The organism is Gordonia sp. (in: high G+C Gram-positive bacteria) (assembly GCF_047600385.1).
Lineage (GTDB): Bacteria > Actinomycetota > Actinomycetes > Mycobacteriales > Mycobacteriaceae > Gordonia.
This window is the reverse complement of record NZ_JASGKZ010000001.1, coordinates 3,055,792-3,077,272: the sequence shown is the minus strand read 5'-3', so window position 1 is coordinate 3,077,272 and position 21,481 is coordinate 3,055,792. Positions and strand designations below refer to the sequence as shown.

Sequence of the window (21,481 nt, the reverse complement as noted above, 5' to 3'; positions counted from 1 at the left end):
TGCCCTTCGTCACCGCTGTTCCGTCATGCGCGCGACCCGACCTACTCCTCGCGGCGGCCTTCGATCTCGCCCTCGGCCTCCAGGTACACGCGGCGGAGCCGGTCGAGCATCTCCGGCGGCGGGGACTGCCACAGGTCGCGCTCGTTCGCTTCCAGCAGGCGTTCGGCGATGCCGTGCAGCGCCCACGGATTCGACTGCTCCAGGAACTCCCGGTTCGTCTCGTCCAGGACGTACGACTCGGTGAGCTTCTCGTACATCCAGTCCGCGACGACGTCGGTGGTGGCGTCGTAGCCGAAGAGGTAGTCGACGGTGGCCGCCATCTCGAACGCGCCCTTGTAACCGTGCTTGCGCATGGCCGCCAGCCAGCGCGGGTTCACCACGCGGGCGCGGAAGACGCGGGCGGTCTCCTCCGACAGGGTGCGGGTGCGCACGGTGTCCGGGCGGGTCGAGTCGCCGATGTACGCCTCGGGCGATTCGCCGGTGAGCGCCCGCACGGTGGCCACCATGCCGCCGTGGAACTGGAAGTAGTCGTCGGAGTCGGCGATGTCGTGCTCGCGGGTGTCGGTGTTCTTCGCGGCGACGGCGATACGGCGATACGCCGCCCGCATGTCGTCCACCGCCGGGACGCCGTCGAGACCACGGCCGTAGGCGTAGCCGCCCCACTCGGTGTACACCGCGGCCAGGTCCTCGTCGGTGCGCCACTGCTTGGAGTCGATCAGCTGCAGCAGACCGGCGCCGTAGGTGCCCGGACGGGAGCCGAAGACGCGGGTCGTCGCCCGCCGGGCATCCCCGTGTTCGGCGAGCGCGGCGCGGGTGTGGGCGGCCACGTGGTTCTGCTCGTCGGACTCGTCGGCGTCGGCGGCGAGGGCCACGGCGTCGTCGAGCATCGTGACGACGTGGGCGAAGGCGTCCCGGAAGAAGCCCGAGATCCGGATCGTGACGTCGATGCGCGGGCGGCCGAGCTCCTCGAGCGGAATCAGTTCCAGCCCGGTGACGCGGCGCGAGGCCTCGTCCCACACCGGGGTGACGCCGAGCAGTGCGAGCACCTCGCCGACGTCGTCGCCGGAGGTCCGCATGGCGCTGGTGCCCCACACCGAGAGGCCGACGGACTTCGGGTACTCGCCGTGGTCGGCGAGGTAGCGCTCGAGAAGCGAGTCGGCCAGAGCCCGGCCGGTCTCGGCGGCCAGCTGCGAGGGCACCGCCTTGGGGTCGACCGAGTAGAAGTTGCGGCCGGTGGGCAGCACGTTGATCAGTCCGCGCAGCGGCGATCCGCTCGGGCCGGCCGGGATGAATCCGCCGTCGAGGGCGTGGAGGACGCGGTCGATCTCGCAGGAGGTCTGGCGCAGCCGCGGCACCACCTCCTCCCCGGCGAAGTGCAGGATCTCCCCCACCGCGACCGGATGGCCGGCCGCGGCCGCGGTGATCGCCTCCGACGACCAGTCGCCGGCCGCACACGCGGTCACGAGTTCACGGGCGATCGCCTCGACGCGATCGACCTCGCGGCGCTGCGTGGAAGCCTCGTCGAGTCCGAGCGCCTCCCGCAGACCCGGCAGGGTGCGGCTCCCGCCCCAGAGCTGGCGCGCGCGGAGCATGGCCAGCACCAGGTCGATCTCCATCTCGGCGTCCGGGGCCTGCCCGAGCACGTGGAGGCCGTCGCGGATGGCGGCGTCCTTGATCTCGCACAGCCAGCCGTCGACGTGCAGCAGCATGTCGTCGAAGACGTCCTCCTCGGGCCGGTCGGCCAGTCCGAGATCCTGGTCCATCTTGGCCGCGGTGAGCAGCGTCCAGATCTGCTGCCGGATGGCGGGCAGTTTGGCCGGGTCGAGCGCGGAGATGTTGGCGTGCTCGTCGAGCAGCTGCTCCAGGCGGTTGATGTCGCCGTAAGTCTCGGCCCGCGCCATCGGCGGGATCAGGTGGTCGACGAGCACCGCGTGGGCGCGGCGTTTGGCCTGCGTGCCCTCACCCGGGTCGTTCACCAGGAACGGGTAGATCAGCGGCAGGTCGCCGAGGGCGGCGTCGGTGCCGCAGTCGGCGGACATCGCGAGCGTCTTGCCGGGCAGCCACTCCAGGTTGCCGTGCTTGCCCACGTGCACGATCGCGTCGGCGCCGAACCCCCAGCCGTCGGTCGCGGACCGCGAGGCCAGCCAGCGGTAGCTCGCCAGGTAGTGGTGGCTCGGCGGCAGGTCGGGATCGTGGTAGATCGCGACCGGGTTCTCCCCGAAACCGCGCGGCGGCTGCACCAGCAGGACCACGTTGCCGAAGGTCATCGCGGCGATGACGATCTCCCCGGCGGGGTCGGCGGTCCGGTCCACGAAGAGCTCGCCGGGCGGCGGCCCCCAATGCTCGACGACGTCGGTGCGCAGCCCGTCGGGCAGGCCCTGGAACCAGGCGGTGTAGTCCGCCGCGCTCACCCGGATCGGGTTGGCGGCCAGCGCCTCCTCGGTGAGCCAGTCCGGGTCCTGGCCGCCCTGGTCGATCAGGGCGTGCATCAGGGCGTCGGGGTCGTCGTCGTCCGGGGCGGCGCCCAGACCGGGGATCGCGCCGTCGCCGAGGTCGTATCCGGCGGCGGCCAGCGCCCGGAACAGGTGGATCAGCGAGCGCGGGCTGTCCAGGCCGACCGCGTTGCCGATGCGGGCGTGCTTGGTCGGGTACGCCGACAGCAGCAGGGCGACCCGCTTGTCGGCGATCGGCAGGTGCCGCAGACGCGCGTGCGCCACGGCGATCCCGGCGACGCGGGAGCAGCGCTCGGCATCGGGGGCGTAGTACGGGAGACCGTTGTCGTCGAACTCCTTGAACGAGAACGGCACGGTGATGATGCGGCCGTCGAACTCGGGCACCGCGACCTGGCTGGCGACGTCGAGCGGCGACATGCCGTCCTCGTTCTCGGCCCAGGCGGCCCGCGAGGAGGTCAGGCACAGGCCCTGCAGGATCGGGATGTCGAGGGCGGCGAGGCGTTCGACGTTCCAGGCCTCGTCGTCGCCGCCCGCGCTCGCGGTGGCCGGGACGGTGCCGCCGGCGGCCAGCACGGTCACCACGAGGGCGTCGAACCGGCCGAGATGCTCGATCAACTCGTCCGGGGCGGCACGCAGCGAGGCGCAGAAGATGCCCTCGGCCTCGGCGCCGGCGGTCTCCAGCGCCGCACAGAGCGCGTCGATGTAGTCGGTGTTGCCCGCCAGATGCTGGGCGCGGTAGTAGAGCACACCGATCCGCGGCGTCGTCCCGGCCCCGCCCCCTGAGCCCGCCTCGTCCCCTGCGCCCGTCCCGTCGTCCCCTGAGCCCGTCGAAGGGCCGTGCGCGGTCCGCTCGAGCACCCCCCAGTTCGGGGTCTCGACCGGCGGTTCGAAGCCCAGACCGGTCAGCAGGACGGTGTCGGAGAGGAAGTTGTGCACCTGTACGAAGTTCTCGCGGCCGCCGGCGACGAAGTAGCTGTGCGCCTGCGCGGCGACACCGGCGGGCACCGTCGACAGCGACATCAGATCCGGGTCGGGATTCAACTCACCCGACAGCACGACGACGGGCGACGACCCGGCCAGCACCGCGTCCAGGCCCTCCTCCCACGCCCGCCTGCCGCCGAGGAGACGGACGACGACGAGGTCGGCCCCGTCGACGAGCGCGGGGATCTCGTCGAGCAGGATCCGCGAGGGGTTCGCGACGGTGTAGTCGGCGCCGCTGGTGGCGGCGGTGCGCAGATCGGTGTCCGAGGTGGACAGCAGTGTGATCACGGGGCGTGTGCCTACTCCCTGCCGGGTGGCGCGCCCGGCGTCGATGGTGCGGCGGCCGCACCGGTCGGCGGCCGCCGTGAACGACGCGGGTCTGGCTCGGCGCCGACGGCGCTTCCGCCGGGCCTCACAGTGGCGCGACCGCACCGGATTCACACCGGCTTTCCGCGTCGGTCGGTCTCGTCGGTCAGCTTAGGACATGCTCACCCCGCCGCGTCAGTCGCGGCGCACCAGGCGGCGGGTCGCCAGGAGCACGCCGGCGGCCACACCCACGCCGATGCCGACACCGGTCATGATCGCCTGCTCGAAGGCTGCGGTGCCGTCACCGCCGAAGACGGTCTCGGCGACCCCCTCGTACACGGTCAGGCCGGGCAGGATCGCGCCGGTGATGCCCATCAGCGCCAGCGCGCTCACCGGGTACGGGCTGCGGCGCGACCAGAAGGCGCAGCAGTAGCCGAGCACCGCCGACGCCACCAGGGTGGCCCATCCGGGCGGGAAGTGCGCCGCGTGGATCAGCGTCTGATTCACCGAGGCGGTGAACAGGCCGATCACCGCGGCGGGCAGCAGCAGGTCACGGCCCCCGCCGTTGGCCATCGCGTTGGCGACGGCGCCGACGATCGAGGCGACCAGTCCGAGCCAGATCGGCAGCGTCGGCAGGGTGATGTCGCGGTGGACGGGCGGATCGAGCGCCTGCAGCACGCTGAGCACGGCGTAGGCGCCCAGGGCGACTCCGCCGCCGCCGAGGACCACCACGAAACCGCGGACCACCGCTCCGGCGGGCCGGTTGTAGACCACGTCGACCACCAGGGCGATGAGGATCGGGAGGGGGATCGTCAGCAGCCACGGCACCGCCATCGCGGCGGCGGCATCGATGCCGGTCACCGCCCCGACCCGGTAGGCGAGCCCGATGAGCGACGCCGCGAGGATCGCCTGCGCCGCGCAGCCGAACAGCCGGTTGACGCCGAGCCGCCCCAGCAGCGCGGCGAAGAGCGTCACGAAGATCTGGGCGACGGCGGTGAGGAGTGCGGGCAGCCAGCCGATGCCGACCTGCAGGGCGATGGCGAAGGCCAGGACCGCCAGGCCCGCGGCGGTGACCCACACCTTCGGCCCCGAGCGGGCGTCGATCGCCTCGAGCGCGGTCAGGACGCCCCGCGCATCGAGCGTCCCGGCCGCGGTCGCCTCCGCGACCTGGCTCAGATACTTCATCTCGCGGCAGTTGATGGTGCCCACGCCGTCGGTCCGCGCGGTCCGCATCACCGAGGAGCCGTCGGCGGCGACGTACTGCACCGACACCGCCGAGCCGAAGTCGAGGATCTCCGCGTCGCCCAGATCCAGCCGATGCGCGCAGCGTTCGGCGAGGAACAGCGCCTCCCCGCCGGCGAAGCCGGAGCCGATCAGGGCGACGGTGAGCCGGGAGAGGGCATCGACCCGGGGCCGGGCCTCCGCCGGAGCGAGAACGACCGGTGCTGACACGGCATCGAGCGTAGAACATCCGGCGCGCTCTACCCTGGGCTTGTGAACAGACCCGCCGATCGCTGTCCCGGAGTGTTCGCGACCCATGCGGCCGCCGACGGGCACCTCGCGCGACTCCGTCTGCCGGGCGGCCGGATCGACCCGGCCCGACTCGAGGCCCTCGCGCTCGCCGCCGAGACCTACGGCGACGGCCACCTCGAGTTCACCGGCCGCGCCAACGTCCAGGTGCGCGGCATCCCCGCCGAGTCGGTGCCGGACTTCGCCGACGCGATGATCGCCGCGGGGCTGGCCGGCAGCCGGACCCACGATCGGGTGCGCAACATCGTCGTCTCCCCGCTGACCGGACGGCTCGGCGGCACGCCGGCGCTCTGGGACGCCGCCGACCGGCTGCATGCGGCGCTCGGCGAGGCGGCATGGAGCGTCGACCTCTCGGGCCGTTTCTGGTTCGGGTTCGACGACGGGCGCGGCGACGTCCTGGCCCGCACCCCCGACGTCGTGGCCGTGTGGGCGGGGGAACACGCGAGCGATGCCGTCGAACTGGTGCTCGCCGGCCGGCGCAGCGGACGCCTGGTGTCCCTGACCGACGCGCCGGCGCTGATGCTCGACGTCGCCCGGGACTTCCTGGCCCGGCGCACCGGGGCGTGGCGCATCGGCGACCTGTCCGACGACGAGGCCGCCGACCTGCACCGCGGTCTCGCCGGTCTGGGTCGGCCCGGCGGTGCGGCGACCGGACCCGATCCGGTGCCCGGGCCGCGGGTCGGATGGTTCGACCAGTCCGACGGCCGCATCCTGCTGGGCGCGGTGACACCGTTCGGGCGTCTCTCCGCGCGCCAGGCGCAGTTCGCCGCGGCGATCGGCGCCCCGCTGATCGTCACCCCGGATCGTGAACTGCTGATCACGGATCTGACGGAGGGCGTCGCCGAGACCGTCGTGAAGGTGCTCGCCCCGATGGGTTTCGTGTTCGACGCGCACTCGCCGTGGACCCGGGTCGGCGCGTGCACCGGCTCCCCCGGATGCGCCAAGAGCCGCGCCGACGTCCGCCGTCTCCTCGCCGACCACGTGGCCGGCGGCGGCGAGTTCGACGGCCACGAGCACTGGGTGGGATGCGAGCGGTCGTGCGGGGCGGGCCCGGACGCCGTGGTGCGCGTGGCGGGCCCCGGCCCGGTCGGTCTGCCCGGGACGTGACTCCCTGGGCGCGGGCCCCGCATCCGCTCCGCAGTACGCTGAACCCGCCATGAGCGACTATCTGCGTGACGGTGCGGCCATCTACCGCCAGTCCTTTGCCACCATCCGGGCCGAGTCCGATCTCGCCGCCTTCTCCCCCGACGTCGAACCCGTGGTGGTTCGGATGATCCACGCGAGCGGTCAGACCGATCTCGCGCGCGACGTCGTCGCCACCCCCGGGGTGGTGTCGGCGGCCCGGGCCGCGCTCGCCGCGGGAGGCCCGATCCTCTGCGACGCCACCATGGTGGCCTCCGGGATCACCCGCAAGCGGCTGCCCGCCGACAATCCGGTGCGCTGTCACCTCGGCGAACCCGGGCTGGCCGAGCTCGCCGAGCGCATGGGCACCACGCGGACGGCCGCGGCGCTGCAGTTCTGGCGCGACGACCTGGACCGCGCGGTGGTCGCGATCGGCAACGCGCCGACCGCCCTGTTCGCGCTGCTCGATCTGATCGACGACGGCTGGCCCCGTCCCGCCGCGATCGTCGGCGCCCCGGTCGGATTCGTCGGCGCCGCCGAATCGTGTGCGGCCCTCGCCGCACGCCACGACCTGGAGTTCGTCACCGTGACCGGGCGCCGCGGCGGCTCGGCCATCACCGCCGCCGCGATCAACGCCCTCGCGAGTCCGGTGGAGTGAGCGACATGAGCACCCCGGGAAATCTGTACGGCATCGGTCTGGGTCCGGGCGACCCCGAACTGGTGACGGTCAAGGCCGCCCGCCTGATCTCCGCGGCGCCGGTGATCGCCTACCACTGCGCCCGGCACGGGAACTCGATCGCCCGTTCGGTCGCCGAACCGTACCTGCGGGCCGGCCAGATCGAGGAGCGGCTGATGTATCCGCTCACCGTGGAGACCACCGATCATCCGGGCGGCTACGCCGGTGCGATGGCCGACTTCTACCGGGACAGCGCCGAACTCCTGGCCGGTCACCTCGCCGCCGGCCGCGACGTGGTGCTCCTGGCCGAGGGCGATCCGTTGTTCTTCAGCTCGTACATGCACATGCACAAGCGGCTGTCCGACCGGTTCCGGGCCGAGATCGTGCCGGGCGTCACCTCGGTGAGCGCCGCCTCGGCGGCCCTGGGCATCCCGCTCGTCGAGGGCGAGGAGACGCTCACCGTCCTGCCCGGCACCGCCGCGGCCGACGAGTTGATCGCGCACTTCCGGTCCGGCGAGGCCCTCGCGGTGATGAAGCTCGGGCGGACCTTCGGCAAGGTCCGCGAGGCACTCGCGGCGGCCGGGCGGGTCGAGGAGGCCTGGTACGTCGAGCGCGCCTCGACCGGTCGTCAGCGCATCGCGAAGGTGGTCGACGTCGACCCGGACTCGGTGCCGTACTTCTCGCTCGTCGTGGTGCCCGGTCGCCGGAACAATCCCCTCGCCGCCGGCGGGTCCGCGGCGACGACGCCCGTCGAGACCGTGCCCACCGAGACCGTGCCCGGTGAGGTCGTGCCCGGTGGGTCGGCGCCCGCCGGCACCGTGACGGTGGTGGGTCTGGGGCCCGGACCGGACGCCCAGACCACCCCGGAGGTCGCTGCCGCCCTCGATGCCGCCACCGACCTGGTCGGCTACGACACGTATCTTCGTCGCGTCGCCGTGCGCCCCGGCCGGCGGGTCCACGCCAGCGACAACCGGGTGGAGGCCCAGCGCGCCGAGTTCGCGCTGCGGCTCGCCTCGCAGGGCGCGCGCGTCGTCGTCGTCTCGTCCGGCGATCCCGGCGTCTTCGCGATGGCCGCCGCCGTCGTCGAGGTCGCGGCCCGGCCCGAGTGGCGGCATGTGCCGGTCCGGGTGCTGCCGGGGGTGAGCGCCGCGCAGGCGGTGGCCGCGGCGGTCGGCGCCCCCCTCGGGCACGACTTCGCGGTCCTCTCGCTCTCGGACCTGCTCAAACCCTGGTCGGTGATCGAGAACCGGATCCGGCACGCGATCGCCGCCGACCTGGTGTTCGCCGTCTACAACCCGGCGTCGAGCAGGCGCACCGAACAGATCATCGCGTTCGCGGCGCTGCTCGACGAACTGGTGCCCGCCGACCGCGTCCTGATCCAGGGGCGCGACGTCGGCGGCCCCGGCGAACGGCTCCGCCTGCTGACCGTCGCCGAGTTCGATCCGTCCACGGTCGACATGCGCACCCTGCTGATCGTCGGCTCGTCGCAGACCCGGATCGTCCGACGACCCGGCGGCGACCTGGCCTTCACCCCCCGCACCTACCCGACGGAGCCGTGACGGCGTGCCCGGGCGCTACGTCTCCGTCGCGGACTCGCCCGCCGCGCGGAGCGCGGCGAGCTGGTCGAGGATGATCGCCAGACCCCGATCGAACTCCGCGGAGTAGGTGTAGTCCCCGGCCGCGGTGATCTCCGAGACGAACTCGCTCAGATGTCCGTACGGCGCCAGGGTCTGCGCGAGATCGGCCGCCATCGTCTCGGCCCCGGGCCTGGTCGGCTCGAACGGCAGGCTCTGCTCGGTGAGCGTGAACCCGAACACGTGGGCGTCGACCAACGAGAACGCCCGCGCGGTGAGCGCGACGGAGAAGCCGCCGCGGCGCAGACAACCGATCAGCGCATCGTGGTGCCGCAACAGGGCGGGTCCCGGATGGAGACGCGAATCCATCAGCGTCAGCGCCCACGGGTGCGCGGTGAGGACGGCCCGGGCCGATTCGCAGCGCCGCCGGAGTCCGCTCCGCCAGTCGTCGTCCGGCCGGGGAGGTTCGATCCGCGTGTAGATCCAGTGGGATCGGGACGGAGTCAGGCGGCTCCGGCCCGCGCCTGCAACCAGGCGAGGGCGCCGTCCACCGAGTCCACGCGCGCCGACCCCTCGGGTTCGGCGGGACGGTCCACCATCACGACCTCGATGCCCGCCTCGGCCGCCGCGACCAGTTTGGCGCGGGTGAGCTCTCCCCCGCTGTTCTTGGTCACCAGCAGCGAGATCTCGTTCTCGGCGAGGATCTTCCGCTCCCCGGCGAGGTCGTAGGGCCCGCGGGAGGACAGGATCCGGTGCCGCGGCGGCAGCGGTCCCACCGGCGGGTCCACCACCCGGATCAGGAACCAGGCGTCGGCGACGTCGGCGAAGGCGTCCACGTCCTGGCGGCCGGTGGTGAGGAACACCCGTCCCCCGCGTTCGGCGACGGTCCGGGCCGCCGCCGCGACGTCCGGCACCCGGGTCCAGCGGTCGTCGCGGCCGGGCTCCCACGCCGGGCGCGCCAGCCGGAGCAGCGGCACCCCCGCTCGCCGGGCGGCCGCGACCGCGTGGGCGGTGATCCGGGCGGCGAACGGGTGCGTCGCATCCACCACCGCGGAGATCTGCTCGTCGTCGAGCCAGGACGCCAGCCCCTCTACGCCGCCGAAGCCGCCGATGCGCACCTGCCCGACCGGCAGACGGGGATTCCGCACCCGGCCGGCCAACGAGCTGATCACCGGGACGTCCCGGTCGACCAGCGCCGCGGCGAGCGCCCGCGCCTCACCGGTGCCGCCGAGAATCAGGACGCGCTCACTCATGCGCGGCGGCGTCGACGGAATCGGCGTCAGAAGAGACTGGAACACCGGCCGCGTGCCGGGCGTCGGTGCGGAGTTTGCGCATCCGGGCGTGCGAGTACAGGTAGCTCTCCAGCGCCTCCGACGACGCCTCCGGAGCCAGCACCCGACCCACGAAGATCACCGCGGTCTTGGTGATCCCGGCCGCGCCGAGGGCGTCGGGGAGATCCGCCAACCGGGCGCGCACGATCTGTTCGTCGGCGCGCGAGGCGAAGGCGACGGTCGCCGTCGGACAGTCCGCGCCGTAGTGCGGAGCGAGCGCTTCGACGATCTGCGCGGTGCGGTGCGCCGCCAGGTGCAGCGCCAGGGTCACCCCGCTCCGGGCCAGCGACGCCAGGTCCTCGCCGGGCGGCATGTCCGTGGACAGCGTGGACACCCGGGTGATCAGCAGACTCTGCCCTATCCCGGGCACCGTGAGTTCGACGTCGAGGGCCGCGGCCGCCGCCGCGAAAGCCGGCACCCCGGGCACCAGCCGACAGTCGATCCCCAGCTCCCGGAGCCGCCGCTGCTGCTCGGTGAGCGCCGAGTACAGCGACAGGTCCCCGGAGTGGAGGCGGGCGACGTCGTGCCCGGCCGCATCCGCGGCGGCCAGGTGCGCGACGATCTCGTCGAGCGGCATGCGCGCGGTGTCGATCCGGACCGCGTCGGCGGGCAGCAGGTCGAGCACCTCGTCGGGGACCAGCGAACCGGCGTACAGGCAGGTCCGGCACCGCGCGAGGATCCGGGCGGCCCGCACCGTGATCAGGTCGGCGGCCCCGGGTCCGGCGCCGAGGAAGTAGACCGTCATCGGGTCACCGTCCACTGCACCACCGGCAGCGCCGGACGCCACGCCGTCATGGAGCCGAGCGCACCCGCGCGTTCCACGCTCACCCGGATCAGGTCGCCGCCGCGCTCCTCGCGGGCCGCGACCAGCAGCCGCTCGCTCTCCAGCGTCACCGCGTTGGCGACCAGGAGGCCGCCGCCGTCCAGGGCGTCCCAGCAGGTGTCGAGGAGTTCCGCGTCGAGGCCGCCGCCGATGAACACGGTGTCCGGATCGGGTACCGCACGCAGGGCCTCGGGTGCCGCGCCGGCCACCGTCAGCCGCTCGGCCACCCCGTGCTCGCGGGCGTTCGCCGCGATCCGCTCGGCCCGCACCGGATCGGCCTCGAACGCGATCGCACGCCCGGTCCGGGTCTGGCGCAGCCACTCGATCGCGATGCTCCCCGAACCCGCGCCGACGTCCCAGAGGAGCTGCCCCTCGGCCGGGGCGAGGGCGCACACGGTGAGGGCGCGGAACGGCTGTTTGGTCAGCTGGCCGTCGTGGGCGTAGTCGGCGTCCGGGCGGCCCGGGGCGCGGGTGCGGGCCGGTCCCACGCATTCGACGGCGACGATGTTCAGTGCGGGCGCCTCGTCGAGGTCCCACGACCGGGCCAGTCCCGTCGTCACGGACTCGTCGACGCCGCCCAGGTCGCCGAGCACGGTGAGCGTCGACCATCCGAAGTCCTTGCGCCGCAGCAGATCGGCCACCCGGCGCGGCGAGTCGCCGTCGCGGGAGAGCACCAGGATCCGGGCGCCGTCGGTGAGCGCCGGGACCAGGCTCTCCACCTCGCCGGTCACCAGGCTGCGCACCTCGGTGCGAGCGAGATCCCAGCCCAGCCGGGCCGCGGCCAGCGACACCGACGACGACGCCCCGAACACCGTCACCCGGTCGGCGCCGATCGCCCGGACCACGCTCGCGGCGAGCCCGTGGAACATCGGGTCGCCGCTGGCCAGCAGGTGCACGGTCTCGGTCGAGTCGTCGGCGAGCACCCGGTCCAGGTGCGCCGACATCGGCGACGACCACGCCGTCGTCTCGGCGCCGATCCCGTCCGGGAGCATCGCCAGCTGGCGCGCCGACCCGTACACGTGCTCGGCGCTGCGCAGCTCGGCCTGGGCGTGCCCGCTGAGCCCGTCCCATCCGTCGGCCCCGATCCCGACGACGACGAAGTGGGTCATCGCGGGAGCCTCCGCCACAGGGCGCGCGGCAGGAGCCGCATGCCGAAGAACACCGGACGCAGCCGGCCGGGGATCCAGACCTCGCCGCGGCCCCTCCGGTGGGCGCGCACCACCGCGTCGGCCACCTGATCGGCGGTCACCGACATCGGCGCCGGCTTCACCCCGGAGGCCATCAGCTCGCGGGTCATGTTTCCGATCACGAAACCCGGCCGGGCCAGCAGCACGCGCACGTTGCCGCCGTGCAGGGAGTCGGCCAGGCCGCTGGCGAAACCGTCGAGTCCGGCCTTGGTGGAGCCGTAGACGTAGTTGGCGCGGCGCACCCGGACCCCGGCCACCGAGGAGAAGACGATCACCGTCGAGTCGATCGCCTGGTCGCGCAGCGCCGCGACCAGCAGTGTGATCACGCTGATCTGCGCGTAGTAGTCGGTGTGCGCGATCTGCAGGGCGTGCTCGACGTCGGTCTCGGCGCGTCGCGCATCGCCGAGGATCCCGAAGGCCACGATCGCGGTCTCGATCGGGCCGTGCTCTTCGGCGAGCGAGCGCACCAGGGCCGGATGCGAGGCGACGTCGTCGGCGTCGAATCCGACGGTGACCACCTCGGCGGCGCCGGCGGCCCGGAGCGCGGCCGTCTGGTCGGCGAGGTCGTCCGGGCGCCGCGCGGCCAGCACCACTTTTCTGCCCGCGGCCAGGCGCACCGCGGTGGCCACACCTATCTCGCTGCGTCCACCGAAGAGCACGATCGTTCCCACCGGGGCAGTATCTCAACTTTCTCCCGGCGGCCTCGACTCGGGATAGGTTGTCCGCATGCCGCGCACCGTCGACGACCTCAGCCCCGAAGCCCGTGAACTCCTCGGCGAATACCACCTCGCGTCCCTGTCCACCCTCCGCGCCGACGGCACCCCGCACGTGGTGGCGGTCGGATTCACGTTCGACGACGAGGCCCGCAGAGCGCGCGTGATCACCTTCGAGGGCAGTCAGAAGGTGCGCAACGTCGAACGCTGCGGGTACGCCTCGCTGAACCACGTCGCCGGACCGCGCTGGCTCACTCTCGAGGGCCCGGCCCGGATCCGGCGCGAACCCGAGCAGGTCCGCGATGCCGAGCGGCGGTACGCCGAGCGCTACCGCGAACCGAAACCGAATCCGCAGCGCGTCGTGATCGAGGTGGACGTCGCCCGGGTCCTCGGTTCGGCGAACATGTTCACCGCCTGATCCGGGCTCGCCCGACCCCCGTCTGTCGCCCCCGCCTGACCGGCCCGGCGGTGGCGGTCCGGGCGGCGGGAGACGATGCTCTATCTTTATTGGAAACCATTTTCGATAAAGGAGTACTCATGACGTCGTCGCTCTCCCGCGATCCCCGATTGGCGGCCGCCCTCGCCTGGTCGCTGACCGCCCTCGGCGTGTTCGTCTTCGCCCTGGTGCACCTGTTCACCGCCGTCGGCGTGCTCGCCGCCGAATCCGGGGCATCGGCACGCGCACTCGCACGACGGCCACAACCATCTGGAGGGCTACGAGGCCTTCGCCGAGCCGGGGTCGGCGGCCACCTGGTCGATGGCGGTCTTCTACCTCGCCGCCCTGATCCCGGTGTTCCTGACACTGGTCTCCGGTTCACGCGGCGCCGCCTGGGCGGCGCTGGCGGTCGGCGGACCGGTCACCCTGGCGAACGTCTTCGACGGCTTGACGCACGGCATCGCCGACGGCGACGTGGTCCCGGTGATCACGGCGTTCGCGGGCGTCGGCGTCCCCGGCGCGCTGGCGATCGTCGCCACCCTCGCCTGGGCCCGGAGTCCGCGGGCCGCCGCCACCGCCTGAACCGCGACCCGGCGTCCCGCGACTCCGCAGGCGAGCGCAGCGAACCCTCTCCGCTGGTCGAGATCTCGGCTCAGGGAGCGGAGAGGAGACGCTGACGTCCGCCGATCGATATCGAGACGGGCGGAGACACCGCCGTCCGCACTACAGTCGGACGAGCCCGTGCGGCCGCGTGTTGAGCGCTTCGGGACCGTCCTCGGTGAGCACGACGATGTCCTCGATCCGGGCGCCCCACCGGTCCGGGAAGTCAGATGCCGGGTTCCACCGAGAACGCCATGCCCGGGCGCAGCGGTTCGGTGTTTCCCTCGATGATGTAGGGCTCCTCGTGCACCGACAGCCCGATACCGTGACCGGTCCGATGGATGAAGTACTCGGCCAGCCCCGCCTCGGCGAGCACCGACCGCGCCGCGGCGTCGATGCTCTCGGCCGTCGCCCCCGCGCGCACGGCGGCGACGGCCGCGGCCTGGGCGCGTTCGAGGACGGCGTAGGCGTCGGCGATCTCGGCGGGCGGCTCGCCGAAACAGTAGGTGCGGGTGCTGTCGGAGTTGTAGCCGACGCCGACCGGTCCGCCGATGTCGATCACGACGACGTCCTCGGACGTGATCACCCGATCGGAGTGCTCATGGTGCGGGTCGGCGCCGTTCGGGCCCGAACCCACGATCACGAACTCCGCCGCGTGGTGGCCCTCGGCGACGATCGCGGCCGTGATGTCGGCGGCCACCTCGGCTTCGGTGCGGCCGGGACGCAGCCACTCGCCCATCCGCGCGTGCACCCGGTCGATCGCCGCCCCCGCGGCACGCAGTTCGGCCAGTTCGGCGTCGTCCTTGAGCATCCGGAGTTCACGGAGCACCGGGGTCGCCAGCCGCACCGCGGGCGACACCCGTTCGGCCAGCGGGATCACGTGCAGGGCGGGCAGCGCCTCGGAGACCGCCAGGGCCGCATCGGCGCCGAGGCCGTCGAGCACCAGGGCGTAGGGGTCGTCGCCGTCGACCCAGTCCTGGACCGCCAGTCCGAGTCCGCCGACGGCGGAGTCGCGCACCGAGGCCAGTTCCATCCGCGGCGCCACCAGGCGCGGTCCGCCCGCGGCCGGGATCACCAGCGCCGTCAGTCGTTCGAAGGTGTCGGCCTGGACCCCGGTCAGGTAGCGCAGATCCGGCCCGGTGCCGACGACGACCGCATCCAGACCGGCCTCGCGGGCGAGTTCGGCGGCACGCGCGAGTCGTCGTGCGTAGACCTCGGTCGGAAAGAGTGTGTTGCTGCCATGCGCCATGACACCCAGACTATCCATCGGGCCGGGCCCCGGTGCGCGACGAGCCGGATGTGGAAGGCTTGCCGTCATGGGAAAGGTGATGCTGCTCGACGGCGCCAGTCTCTGGTTCCGTTCCTTCTACGCGCTTCCGGAGAAGATGACCGCTCCGGACGGACGCCCGGTCAACGCCCTGCGAGGGTTCCTCGACACGATCGCCGCACTGGTCACCACCCACCGGCCCACTCGGCTGGTGGTGTGTCTCGACCTGGACTGGCGACCGGCGTTCCGCACCGAACTGATCCCCTCCTACAAGGCGCATCGCGTCGCCGAGGGAGGCGACGGCGTGGCCGAGGAGGTCCCCGCCACCCTCACCCCGCAGGTCGACATGATCCTCGAGGCGCTGCGCTGCGCGGGCATCGAGACCGCCGGCGCCCCCGGCTGCGAGGCCGACGACGTGCTGGGCACCCTCGCCTTCGACGAGGAGGTCGACGACGTCCTCGTGGTCAGCGGCGACCGGGACCTGCTCCAGGTGGTGGCCGACGATCCGGTCGCCGTCCGGGTGCTCTACGTCGGCCGCGGGCTGGCCCGCGCCGAGTTGATGGGCCCGGCCGAGGTGGCCGAGAAGTACTCGCTGCCCCTGCCGCGCGCGGGCGCCGCCTACGCCGAGATGGCGATCCTCCGCGGCGACCCGTCCGACGGTCTGCCGGGGGTGAAGGGCATCGGCGACAAGACCGCCGCGAAACTGCTCACCGCCCACGGTGACCTCACCGGGCTGGAGGACGCCGCCCGCCGGGACGATTCCCCGCTCACCCCGAGGATCACCGCCGCACTGCGCGAGTCCGCGGAGTACCTGCAGGCCGCCCGCACCGTGGTCGCCGTCCGCACGGATGCGCCGATCCGGTTCAGCCGCCACGACGACACGCTCCCCACCCGGCCCGACGACGCCGCCGGTCTGGCCGCCCTCGTCGCCGAACTCGGTGTGGACGCCGGCGTCGCCCGGCTCGCGACCGCGTTCGGCTGGGAGTAAAAAGTCAAAGACTGCGGCCTGCGAACCTGCCGTTCAAGACCTTCGCCCAGAACCAGGTCTGGCTCGCGGTGGTCGCTCTCGCCCTCGACCTGAACGCGTGGATGCAAATGCTCGCTTTGACCAGCAGCGACGCCCACACCTGGGAACTCACAAGCCTCCGGTTGCGGTTGTTCGCCACCGCCGCCCGACTGGCCCGGCACGCCCGCACCCGCCGCCTGTGCTTCGACAACCACACCGGCCTGTTCATCACCGGCCTCGCCCGCCTCACGAAAGATCGAGGCTAACGAAGAGGTTTCTTACCCGTGTGACGAACAAGAACCCCCTCCTCTGGATCGGGAAGGTCTTCCGGCTCCGGAAGAAGTCTTCCCCAATCTCCGAAAGCAGGACGATCAAACCAGAGACCAGAGGTGTCGATGTTGGTGTATTCGAGGACATCCGGCCCCAGATCCCCATCGTAGACGGTGGTGGTCACCACTTTCAGATCACCATCAAGAGTGAAGGTGGCGCTGGCAATGTCTTCAGCAGAATCTACAGATTGATGGGGCAGTTCGTTGTCTTCATAGAGGTAGACGGTGTCTTCGACAAGGAACAGGCGACGGTCGTGAGGCTCGAATCGCACTATGCGCGAGAGGGTGCCCGTGGCTTCGTAGTAGTAGGCCGTGACATAGCAGTCGTCAACACCGCTGGAGCCAGGACGGATATGCAGTGACCACTGTTCGTAGAACGGCTTGACATCAGAAGCGTTGTCCGCGGTGACGCATAGTTCCGCACCCGATGCGTAACGGAATTCGGCGTCGGCCACGGAGAGTCGTTCCAGTCCGCCGTCAGCCGGATTCGTGTCAGGAATAGGAGGAGTTGCCGTGTAATGAAATGGCTGCATGCTGCCACAGGCATTCGGTCCTACTCCATCGTCAACACGAACCCCGTTGGCCAGTCCTGATGAGAAAACCTCGGTGTCATCGAGTTCGAACATCCAGGCCGGGTGATCCAGGAGGTAGCGGGGCAGATAGTCGGTCTCGATATCGATGGTCATCCCATCGTCGATCGCCATGCAGCAAGCAGCCAGAATCGGAATCGAGACGAAACCATCGGACCGGCATGTCCGGTATTCGTTCTTGCTGTAGTACGCGCGGTGCGCTTCCAGAGCACTCCCGAGCTGCTCAGTGAATGCTTCCTGGTCTCCGATGGCGACGATCAACCCGATCACCGGAACATCGAGGTAAAGGGCTTCCTCCCTGACGTCTTCAGGAGCGACGGCTGCGGCTTCGACCGCAGCGGCAGCAAGATCGAACCACGTGAACTCATCGCGAGCCCGTGATTGAAGAGCCCGCACGAGCAGATCACGGTGAGCATCACGACCCCCGGGGAAGATGCGTGAGATCCTCAGCAGAAAACCGCATCATAGTATCCTGCGCAGCCCCGTTGCGAGAGATCCGAGACCACCAGTAGCCAGATATCCATTTCCTGATGGAAGCCTCCGAAATAAACCCAGTAGCTGTAAAATGAATAGGTGAATTACCAATATACAAGATCGTTCGGGAACCCTCCCTACTCGCACATGAAGTGAAAAATAAATCCGTTAAACAAGCAGCGTAGCGTGCTATATTTCGGCTTTTCTCAGATTTCCCACACGGGTCCACTCCGAATTGAAAGCACGCCGTCAACTGAAGATTAACTGCCGCGTCATAGGCAGCCCGCAGGAACACCCCCTCCTCCAGCTCGCGAATAATATCGTCCATGGTGTCATAATAAACCGAGACGTTCCGATTTATTCTATCCGGATCCTGCCCCAGGATATGCCGATCAAAATTCAAGAAATTTACCCTTCCTTAGATTCAAGCTTGAGTTTTGGCGGAATTTTAAATCTATTTATCGCAAACCCGGCCCAAGATCCAGATTTATCGACGCGCGCCTTGGCAAGTGAGTACTCGAGGGTTCCAGCTTTATCGGAATCATCTATCATTTTTTTAAGTTCCGGACCGCCCTCTCCGATCAATTCGACTATTATATCCAAATACTCCCTCGACCCTTGATAGTATCCGTCCCGCATGCCTATGGGCGCTGATGGTCCCTTCACTTCATAGATGACGACCCTCACGTCTTCAGGGTTCTTTATGGACTCAACGAGGTATACCTGATCAAACCTTCCCGATTCGCCAAACTTCGATTCACCACCAATGCTCTCGACATTTTATTCAGATTTTGGAAACTGATATTTTATGGCATTTTCGCCAGCAGTATCTCCAAGTTTTCCCCGATCGTCGATCGCCTGATGTGAGCATTCTTCAAGGATCCCTCGGTGTGCGACCCCACCTTTACATCTTGCGTCCCCTACTGCACTCCGGTCAGCTCACCGAGAGAATCAACGCACTCTGAAAATTGAAGAGCCGAAAATCTGTTACAAGAGTAGGCGAAGAAACCGGCACCAGACTACTCGTTACCCCCGCGGACCCAGCGCGGATACTGCGGCTCCAGCGGCCCCGCCACCTGAGGGCCCTCCAGCCAGTACCCTTTGTACTTACTCTTCACTGATTTCGATCCCGGGATCTTAGTCTCCCCCCAATCAGTACATTCTTGTGGAACACCCTTCCTCACATTGAAGCGAAGCACCGAGATTCGCCATCCGGCAAAGACGTCCCAATTGGGGAATTGTCCGAGATGCACACCGGCACCCTGGAATTCTGCGACATCTTGCACCTTCACGATCTCCCGAGAATTCCGGATTCGCGTCAACTCGATCCGAGTCCACTCAGTAATTCCAACTTCTACATCTGAATCCGGAATACGTTCCCGCCAACCAGGCCAGTCAGTTGACCATTTATTGACCATACAGATATCTGCTCTTACTCGATCAGCAGATTCAGAAAAGTTAAAAAGTGTGACATAATTCGTTGCATTCCACGGAGGCATGCCTGTCCGATCCTTCTTCGGCGGCACCTTCGCAGAGTCGCTGACATCCTTAATCCCCGGATATTTGAGCGATTCAGCGTACCCAGGGAACGCGTAGTCCGTACCGTAGTACAACGCCACTCTATTGGACTCGAAAACCGCCCTGATGAGTTCGACCGAACGTGAACCGAGGCGTAGAACATCCCGGTCGTCCCACACTGTTGTAAACGTTGGAACCCAGCCGTCCGGCCAACGTAGCTCTGGCTCTGTATCAGGACTGCCGCATGCAGTAAACAAGAATACAGAAATGCACGAAATAATCGTTTTCGAGTAATCCCTAAAACTCTTCCACATCGTTCGAATCATAACATCAACCCATCTCCATAACCCAATGCAGCACTGTGGGCGCTAGCAATATAAGAAGATCTGTTCTTGCTCAGCCGATCAACCAATTCGCCCCAGCGTTTCCAAGATTTCGGAATTATCAAAGTCATCATTTTGATCAGCGGCGTCCATATGGTCCGTGGTCAATTCCTCGGACACATACGAGCATTCCAGGTCATCTCACTATGATGAACACCTGACCGTCGTAGGCCTCATCGACCTCGACCGGAGGCAACCTCCTACCCGCATGGTCTACCTCGAACTGGCCGCCACCGTCATCGAAAAGTTCACCATGCCACCCACCCCGACATGCCGTTCGATGAATAGCGAATGTAGCGATGCCTACTTGGTCAATATTCTCTTACCGGGGATCGCGAAATTACACCCGTGCATCCGAGACGTTTTCCGGAAGGATCATCCCAGCCTCGGAGAGGGCAGTACCGTCTACCACGGACCGAACTCATCCCGCGGCAGGTCCCGTTAGGCGTTACCGGTCCGGTACCTGTACCGATAGACGACATCGGTGGATACCTGAAACCGCGACTTCGTACCACTCATGTACCAAAGCATCCCGCAAGCCCACTCGCAGATGAGGAGACACGACCTAATTGGCGGGTCTGGACACGTGGTACCTGCCGTCGCCGTCGACCACCGTCACCTCGACGCGCTTGTTCTCGCCGGCGACCTTGACCTGGCAGGTGAAGCGCACCCCCGTGCGCGCCTTCATGTCCGACGGGCAGCTGACCTCGGAGACGTCCTTCAGCCCGTAGCCCTCTTTCTCGGTCGGCGACGTGAGCACCTTCTCGATGCCGCGTTCCAGTCCGCTCTGCGAGAGCGTCTTGACGTACCAGTGCGGCCAGACGAAGGCCGAGAGCACCACCAGGACGGCGATCACCGCCGTCACCGCCGCGGCGATCAGGACCAGTCGACGGTTCAGTCGCCGCTTCGCCGCGGGCGACGTCTCACCGTCGTCTTCGGCGGACCGGCGCTTCGGACGCCGGAGACGACGCCGCGCCGGCACCTCCTCCGATTCGTCGGTCGGCGGCTCGTCCGGCTGCGCGGGGAGTTCGTCGGACGGCGCGTCGAAGAGCAGTTCGGGTTGTTGAGCAGCCACCTCACCCGAGGTGGGAGCGTACGGGGCGTCGGGGCGCTGCGCCGGGACGCCGCCGGACGGCGGGCCGTACAGCATCTCGGTCCGCGGCGCCGGGATCCCTCCCGACGGCGGACCGTACGGGGTGCCCGGTCGGTGCACCGGGACGCCTCCCGACGGGGGTCCGTACGGCCTCTCCGGTCGTCGGCTCGGCATCCCGCCCGACGGCGGGCCGTACGCCGTGTTCGGCCGCCGGGCCCGCATCTCGCCGGACGGCGGATCCTGCGGCTCCCCGGCCCACTGTGCGCGGACCCCGCTCGACGGCACCCCGCTCGGCCCGGTGGACCGGCCCGGGCGAGACGGCATCTCGGGCGGAGGCGGCGGGGCGAAGCGGTGTCCGCCGGTGGCCGGGCGGTCGTACCGCGCGGCATCGTGACGATCCGGGATCACCGGCTCGGGGTTGTACGGGTCCGTCGCGTACGGATCCCCGCCGCCGGCCCGCGGCGGCCGCTGCCGAGGGCCGGTGGACGAGGCGTCCGTATTCCGGGTCGACGCCTGATTCCGGGCCGACGCCTGCGGACCGGTATCGGACGGCAGGCGGTGATCGACCCGCGACGACGTTCCGGGGTTCGGGCCCAGCGGTACGTCGGGTCGTGGCGTGTCGGGTCGGGTCGGATCGGAGTGCGACGAGGTGTCGGGCCGCGGCATGCGCGGAAACGGACCCGACCGCGGCGGCCCCTGCGGGGCACCGCCCGGCGCGGGTGTTCCCGGCCGCGGCCGACCCTGCGGACCGCGCCCCCGCGGTGCGCCCCCGTGCGGAACCGGACCCGTCGTCGTCCGGCTCGACTCCGAGGCGTGCCGCGACGGCCGGCCGGGTTCCGGTGCGCCCGGTCCCGGCATGGCGTGTCGTTGCGACGGACGCTCCGGAGAAGGCGGTCCCTGCGGCGCCACGCCCCAGAGCGGACCGCTCGACTCGGGGTCCGACTGAGCATGCCGCGACGGCCGCGGGTGCGAGCCCGAGGACCTCGTTCCCGGCGGGCCCCACTGCGATGGCGGTCGTCGATCGTCCGGACCGGTCACTCTCGGCGTCCTCTCCACATGCGCGCTCCCCTGACCGGCGCGCATCCTGCG

At 69.7% G+C, this 21,481-nt stretch carries 17 protein-coding genes, 2 pseudogenes and 1 riboswitch; of the genes and pseudogenes, 7 read left to right on the top strand and 12 right to left on the bottom strand.

All coding sequences use genetic code 11. The features are described from left to right. Nucleotides 1-41: 41 nt before the first annotated feature. Both cobN and QM809_RS13810 read right to left on the bottom strand, forming a co-directional pair. Complete coding sequence (gene cobN, locus QM809_RS13815; RefSeq protein ID WP_415046318.1) at nucleotides 42-3,722, bottom strand: cobaltochelatase subunit CobN; 3,681 nt, start codon at nucleotides 3,720-3,722, stop codon at nucleotides 42-44. 88 nt (nucleotides 3,723-3,810) lie between these two features. Then, a riboswitch (cobalamin riboswitch) is annotated at nucleotides 3,811-3,886 on the bottom strand. Nucleotides 3,887-3,935: 49 nt separating this feature from the next. Continuing rightward, nucleotides 3,936-5,192, bottom strand: a complete 1,257-nt coding sequence (locus QM809_RS13810; protein WP_415046317.1) for a threonine/serine exporter family protein — start codon at nucleotides 5,190-5,192, stop codon at nucleotides 3,936-3,938. 42 nt (nucleotides 5,193-5,234) lie between these two features. Here QM809_RS13810 and QM809_RS13805 point away from each other — a divergent pair, with 42 nt between their 5' ends. Genes QM809_RS13805 through QM809_RS13795 form a run of 3 tightly spaced genes read left to right on the top strand, consistent with a single transcriptional unit; the run spans nucleotide 5,235 to nucleotide 8,627 of the window. Beyond that, complete coding sequence (locus QM809_RS13805; RefSeq protein ID WP_415046316.1) at nucleotides 5,235-6,377, top strand: precorrin-3B synthase; 1,143 nt, start codon at nucleotides 5,235-5,237, stop codon at nucleotides 6,375-6,377. 49 nt (nucleotides 6,378-6,426) lie between these two features. Then, a complete protein-coding gene (locus QM809_RS13800) occupies nucleotides 6,427-7,050 on the top strand; it encodes a precorrin-8X methylmutase (RefSeq protein ID WP_415046315.1) in 624 nt (207 codons plus the stop codon). 5 nt (nucleotides 7,051-7,055) lie between these two features. Further along, nucleotides 7,056-8,627: a precorrin-2 C(20)-methyltransferase gene (locus tag QM809_RS13795; protein WP_415046314.1), complete on the top strand. Its 1,572-nt coding sequence runs from the start codon at nucleotides 7,056-7,058 to the stop codon at nucleotides 8,625-8,627. 15 nt (nucleotides 8,628-8,642) lie between these two features. Here QM809_RS13795 and QM809_RS13790 read toward each other — a convergent pair whose 3' ends face one another. From QM809_RS13790 to QM809_RS13770, 5 genes are read right to left on the bottom strand one after another with little or no spacing between them, the layout of a single operon-like run. Further along, nucleotides 8,643-9,113: a TetR/AcrR family transcriptional regulator C-terminal domain-containing protein gene (locus QM809_RS13790; protein ID WP_415047095.1), complete on the bottom strand. Its 471-nt coding sequence runs from the start codon at nucleotides 9,111-9,113 to the stop codon at nucleotides 8,643-8,645. A 32-nt stretch (nucleotides 9,114-9,145) separates the two neighbouring features. Next, nucleotides 9,146-9,895, bottom strand: coding sequence for a cobalt-precorrin-6A reductase (locus QM809_RS13785; protein ID WP_415046313.1), 750 nt, complete (start codon nucleotides 9,893-9,895; stop codon nucleotides 9,146-9,148). Continuing rightward, entirely contained in the window at nucleotides 9,888-10,718 is an 831-nt protein-coding gene (locus tag QM809_RS13780) for a cobalt-precorrin-4/precorrin-4 C(11)-methyltransferase (protein ID WP_415046312.1), read from the bottom strand. The genes QM809_RS13785 and QM809_RS13780 overlap by 8 nt, the downstream gene beginning before the upstream one ends. After that, nucleotides 10,715-11,905 carry a precorrin-6y C5,15-methyltransferase (decarboxylating) subunit CbiE gene (gene cbiE / locus QM809_RS13775; protein WP_415046311.1) on the bottom strand — a complete coding sequence of 397 codons (1,191 nt, stop codon included), beginning with the start codon at nucleotides 11,903-11,905 and terminating at the stop codon, nucleotides 10,715-10,717. Before cbiE ends, QM809_RS13780 begins: the two co-directional genes overlap by 4 nt. Next, nucleotides 11,902-12,654: an SDR family NAD(P)-dependent oxidoreductase gene (locus QM809_RS13770; RefSeq protein ID WP_415046310.1), complete on the bottom strand. Its 753-nt coding sequence runs from the start codon at nucleotides 12,652-12,654 to the stop codon at nucleotides 11,902-11,904. Before QM809_RS13770 ends, cbiE begins: the two co-directional genes overlap by 4 nt. A 55-nt stretch (nucleotides 12,655-12,709) precedes the next feature. Between QM809_RS13770 and QM809_RS13765 the strand changes: the two genes are divergently transcribed. After that, nucleotides 12,710-13,114 (top strand): pyridoxamine 5'-phosphate oxidase family protein, encoded by a 405-nt coding sequence (locus tag QM809_RS13765; RefSeq protein ID WP_415046309.1) that lies wholly within the window; start codon nucleotides 12,710-12,712, stop codon nucleotides 13,112-13,114. Nucleotides 13,115-13,453: 339 nt separating this feature from the next. Beyond that, the gene (locus QM809_RS13760; protein WP_415046308.1) at nucleotides 13,454-13,714 is read left to right on the top strand and encodes a hypothetical protein; all 261 of its coding nucleotides are present in this window, start codon (nucleotides 13,454-13,456) and stop codon (nucleotides 13,712-13,714) included. A 141-nt stretch (nucleotides 13,715-13,855) separates the two neighbouring features. On the opposite strand, the pseudogene QM809_RS13755 reads toward QM809_RS13760, so the two are convergent. Further along, nucleotides 13,856-14,981, bottom strand: a pseudogene (locus QM809_RS13755) (M24 family metallopeptidase). 79 nt (nucleotides 14,982-15,060) lie between these two features. On the opposite strand from QM809_RS13755, the gene QM809_RS13750 reads away from it, so the two are divergent. Together QM809_RS13750 and QM809_RS13745 are read left to right on the top strand one after the other, a co-directional pair. Continuing rightward, nucleotides 15,061-15,987, top strand: a complete 927-nt coding sequence (locus QM809_RS13750; protein WP_415047094.1) for a 5'-3' exonuclease — start codon at nucleotides 15,061-15,063, stop codon at nucleotides 15,985-15,987. Then, nucleotides 15,873-16,271: pseudogene (locus tag QM809_RS13745) on the top strand (transposase); the annotation flags it as partial. The gene QM809_RS13750 and the pseudogene QM809_RS13745, both read left to right, overlap by 115 nt. Here QM809_RS13745 and QM809_RS13740 read toward each other — a convergent pair. From QM809_RS13740 to QM809_RS13725, 4 genes are all read right to left on the bottom strand, one after another. Then, a complete protein-coding gene (locus tag QM809_RS13740; protein WP_415046307.1) occupies nucleotides 16,268-17,320 on the bottom strand; it encodes an immunity 49 family protein in 1,053 nt (350 codons plus the stop codon). The pseudogene QM809_RS13745 and the gene QM809_RS13740 overlap by 4 nt on opposite strands. Before the next feature lie 486 nt (nucleotides 17,321-17,806). Continuing rightward, a complete protein-coding gene (locus QM809_RS13735) occupies nucleotides 17,807-18,085 on the bottom strand; it encodes a hypothetical protein (RefSeq protein ID WP_415046306.1) in 279 nt (92 codons plus the stop codon). A 332-nt stretch (nucleotides 18,086-18,417) separates the two neighbouring features. Continuing rightward, the gene (locus QM809_RS13730) at nucleotides 18,418-19,230 is read right to left on the bottom strand and encodes a hypothetical protein (RefSeq protein ID WP_415046305.1); all 813 of its coding nucleotides are present in this window, start codon (nucleotides 19,228-19,230) and stop codon (nucleotides 18,418-18,420) included. Between the two features lie 634 nt (nucleotides 19,231-19,864). After that, entirely contained in the window at nucleotides 19,865-21,058 is a 1,194-nt protein-coding gene (locus QM809_RS13725) for a DUF4333 domain-containing protein (RefSeq protein WP_415046304.1), read from the bottom strand. Nucleotides 21,059-21,481: the final 423 nt, after the last annotated feature.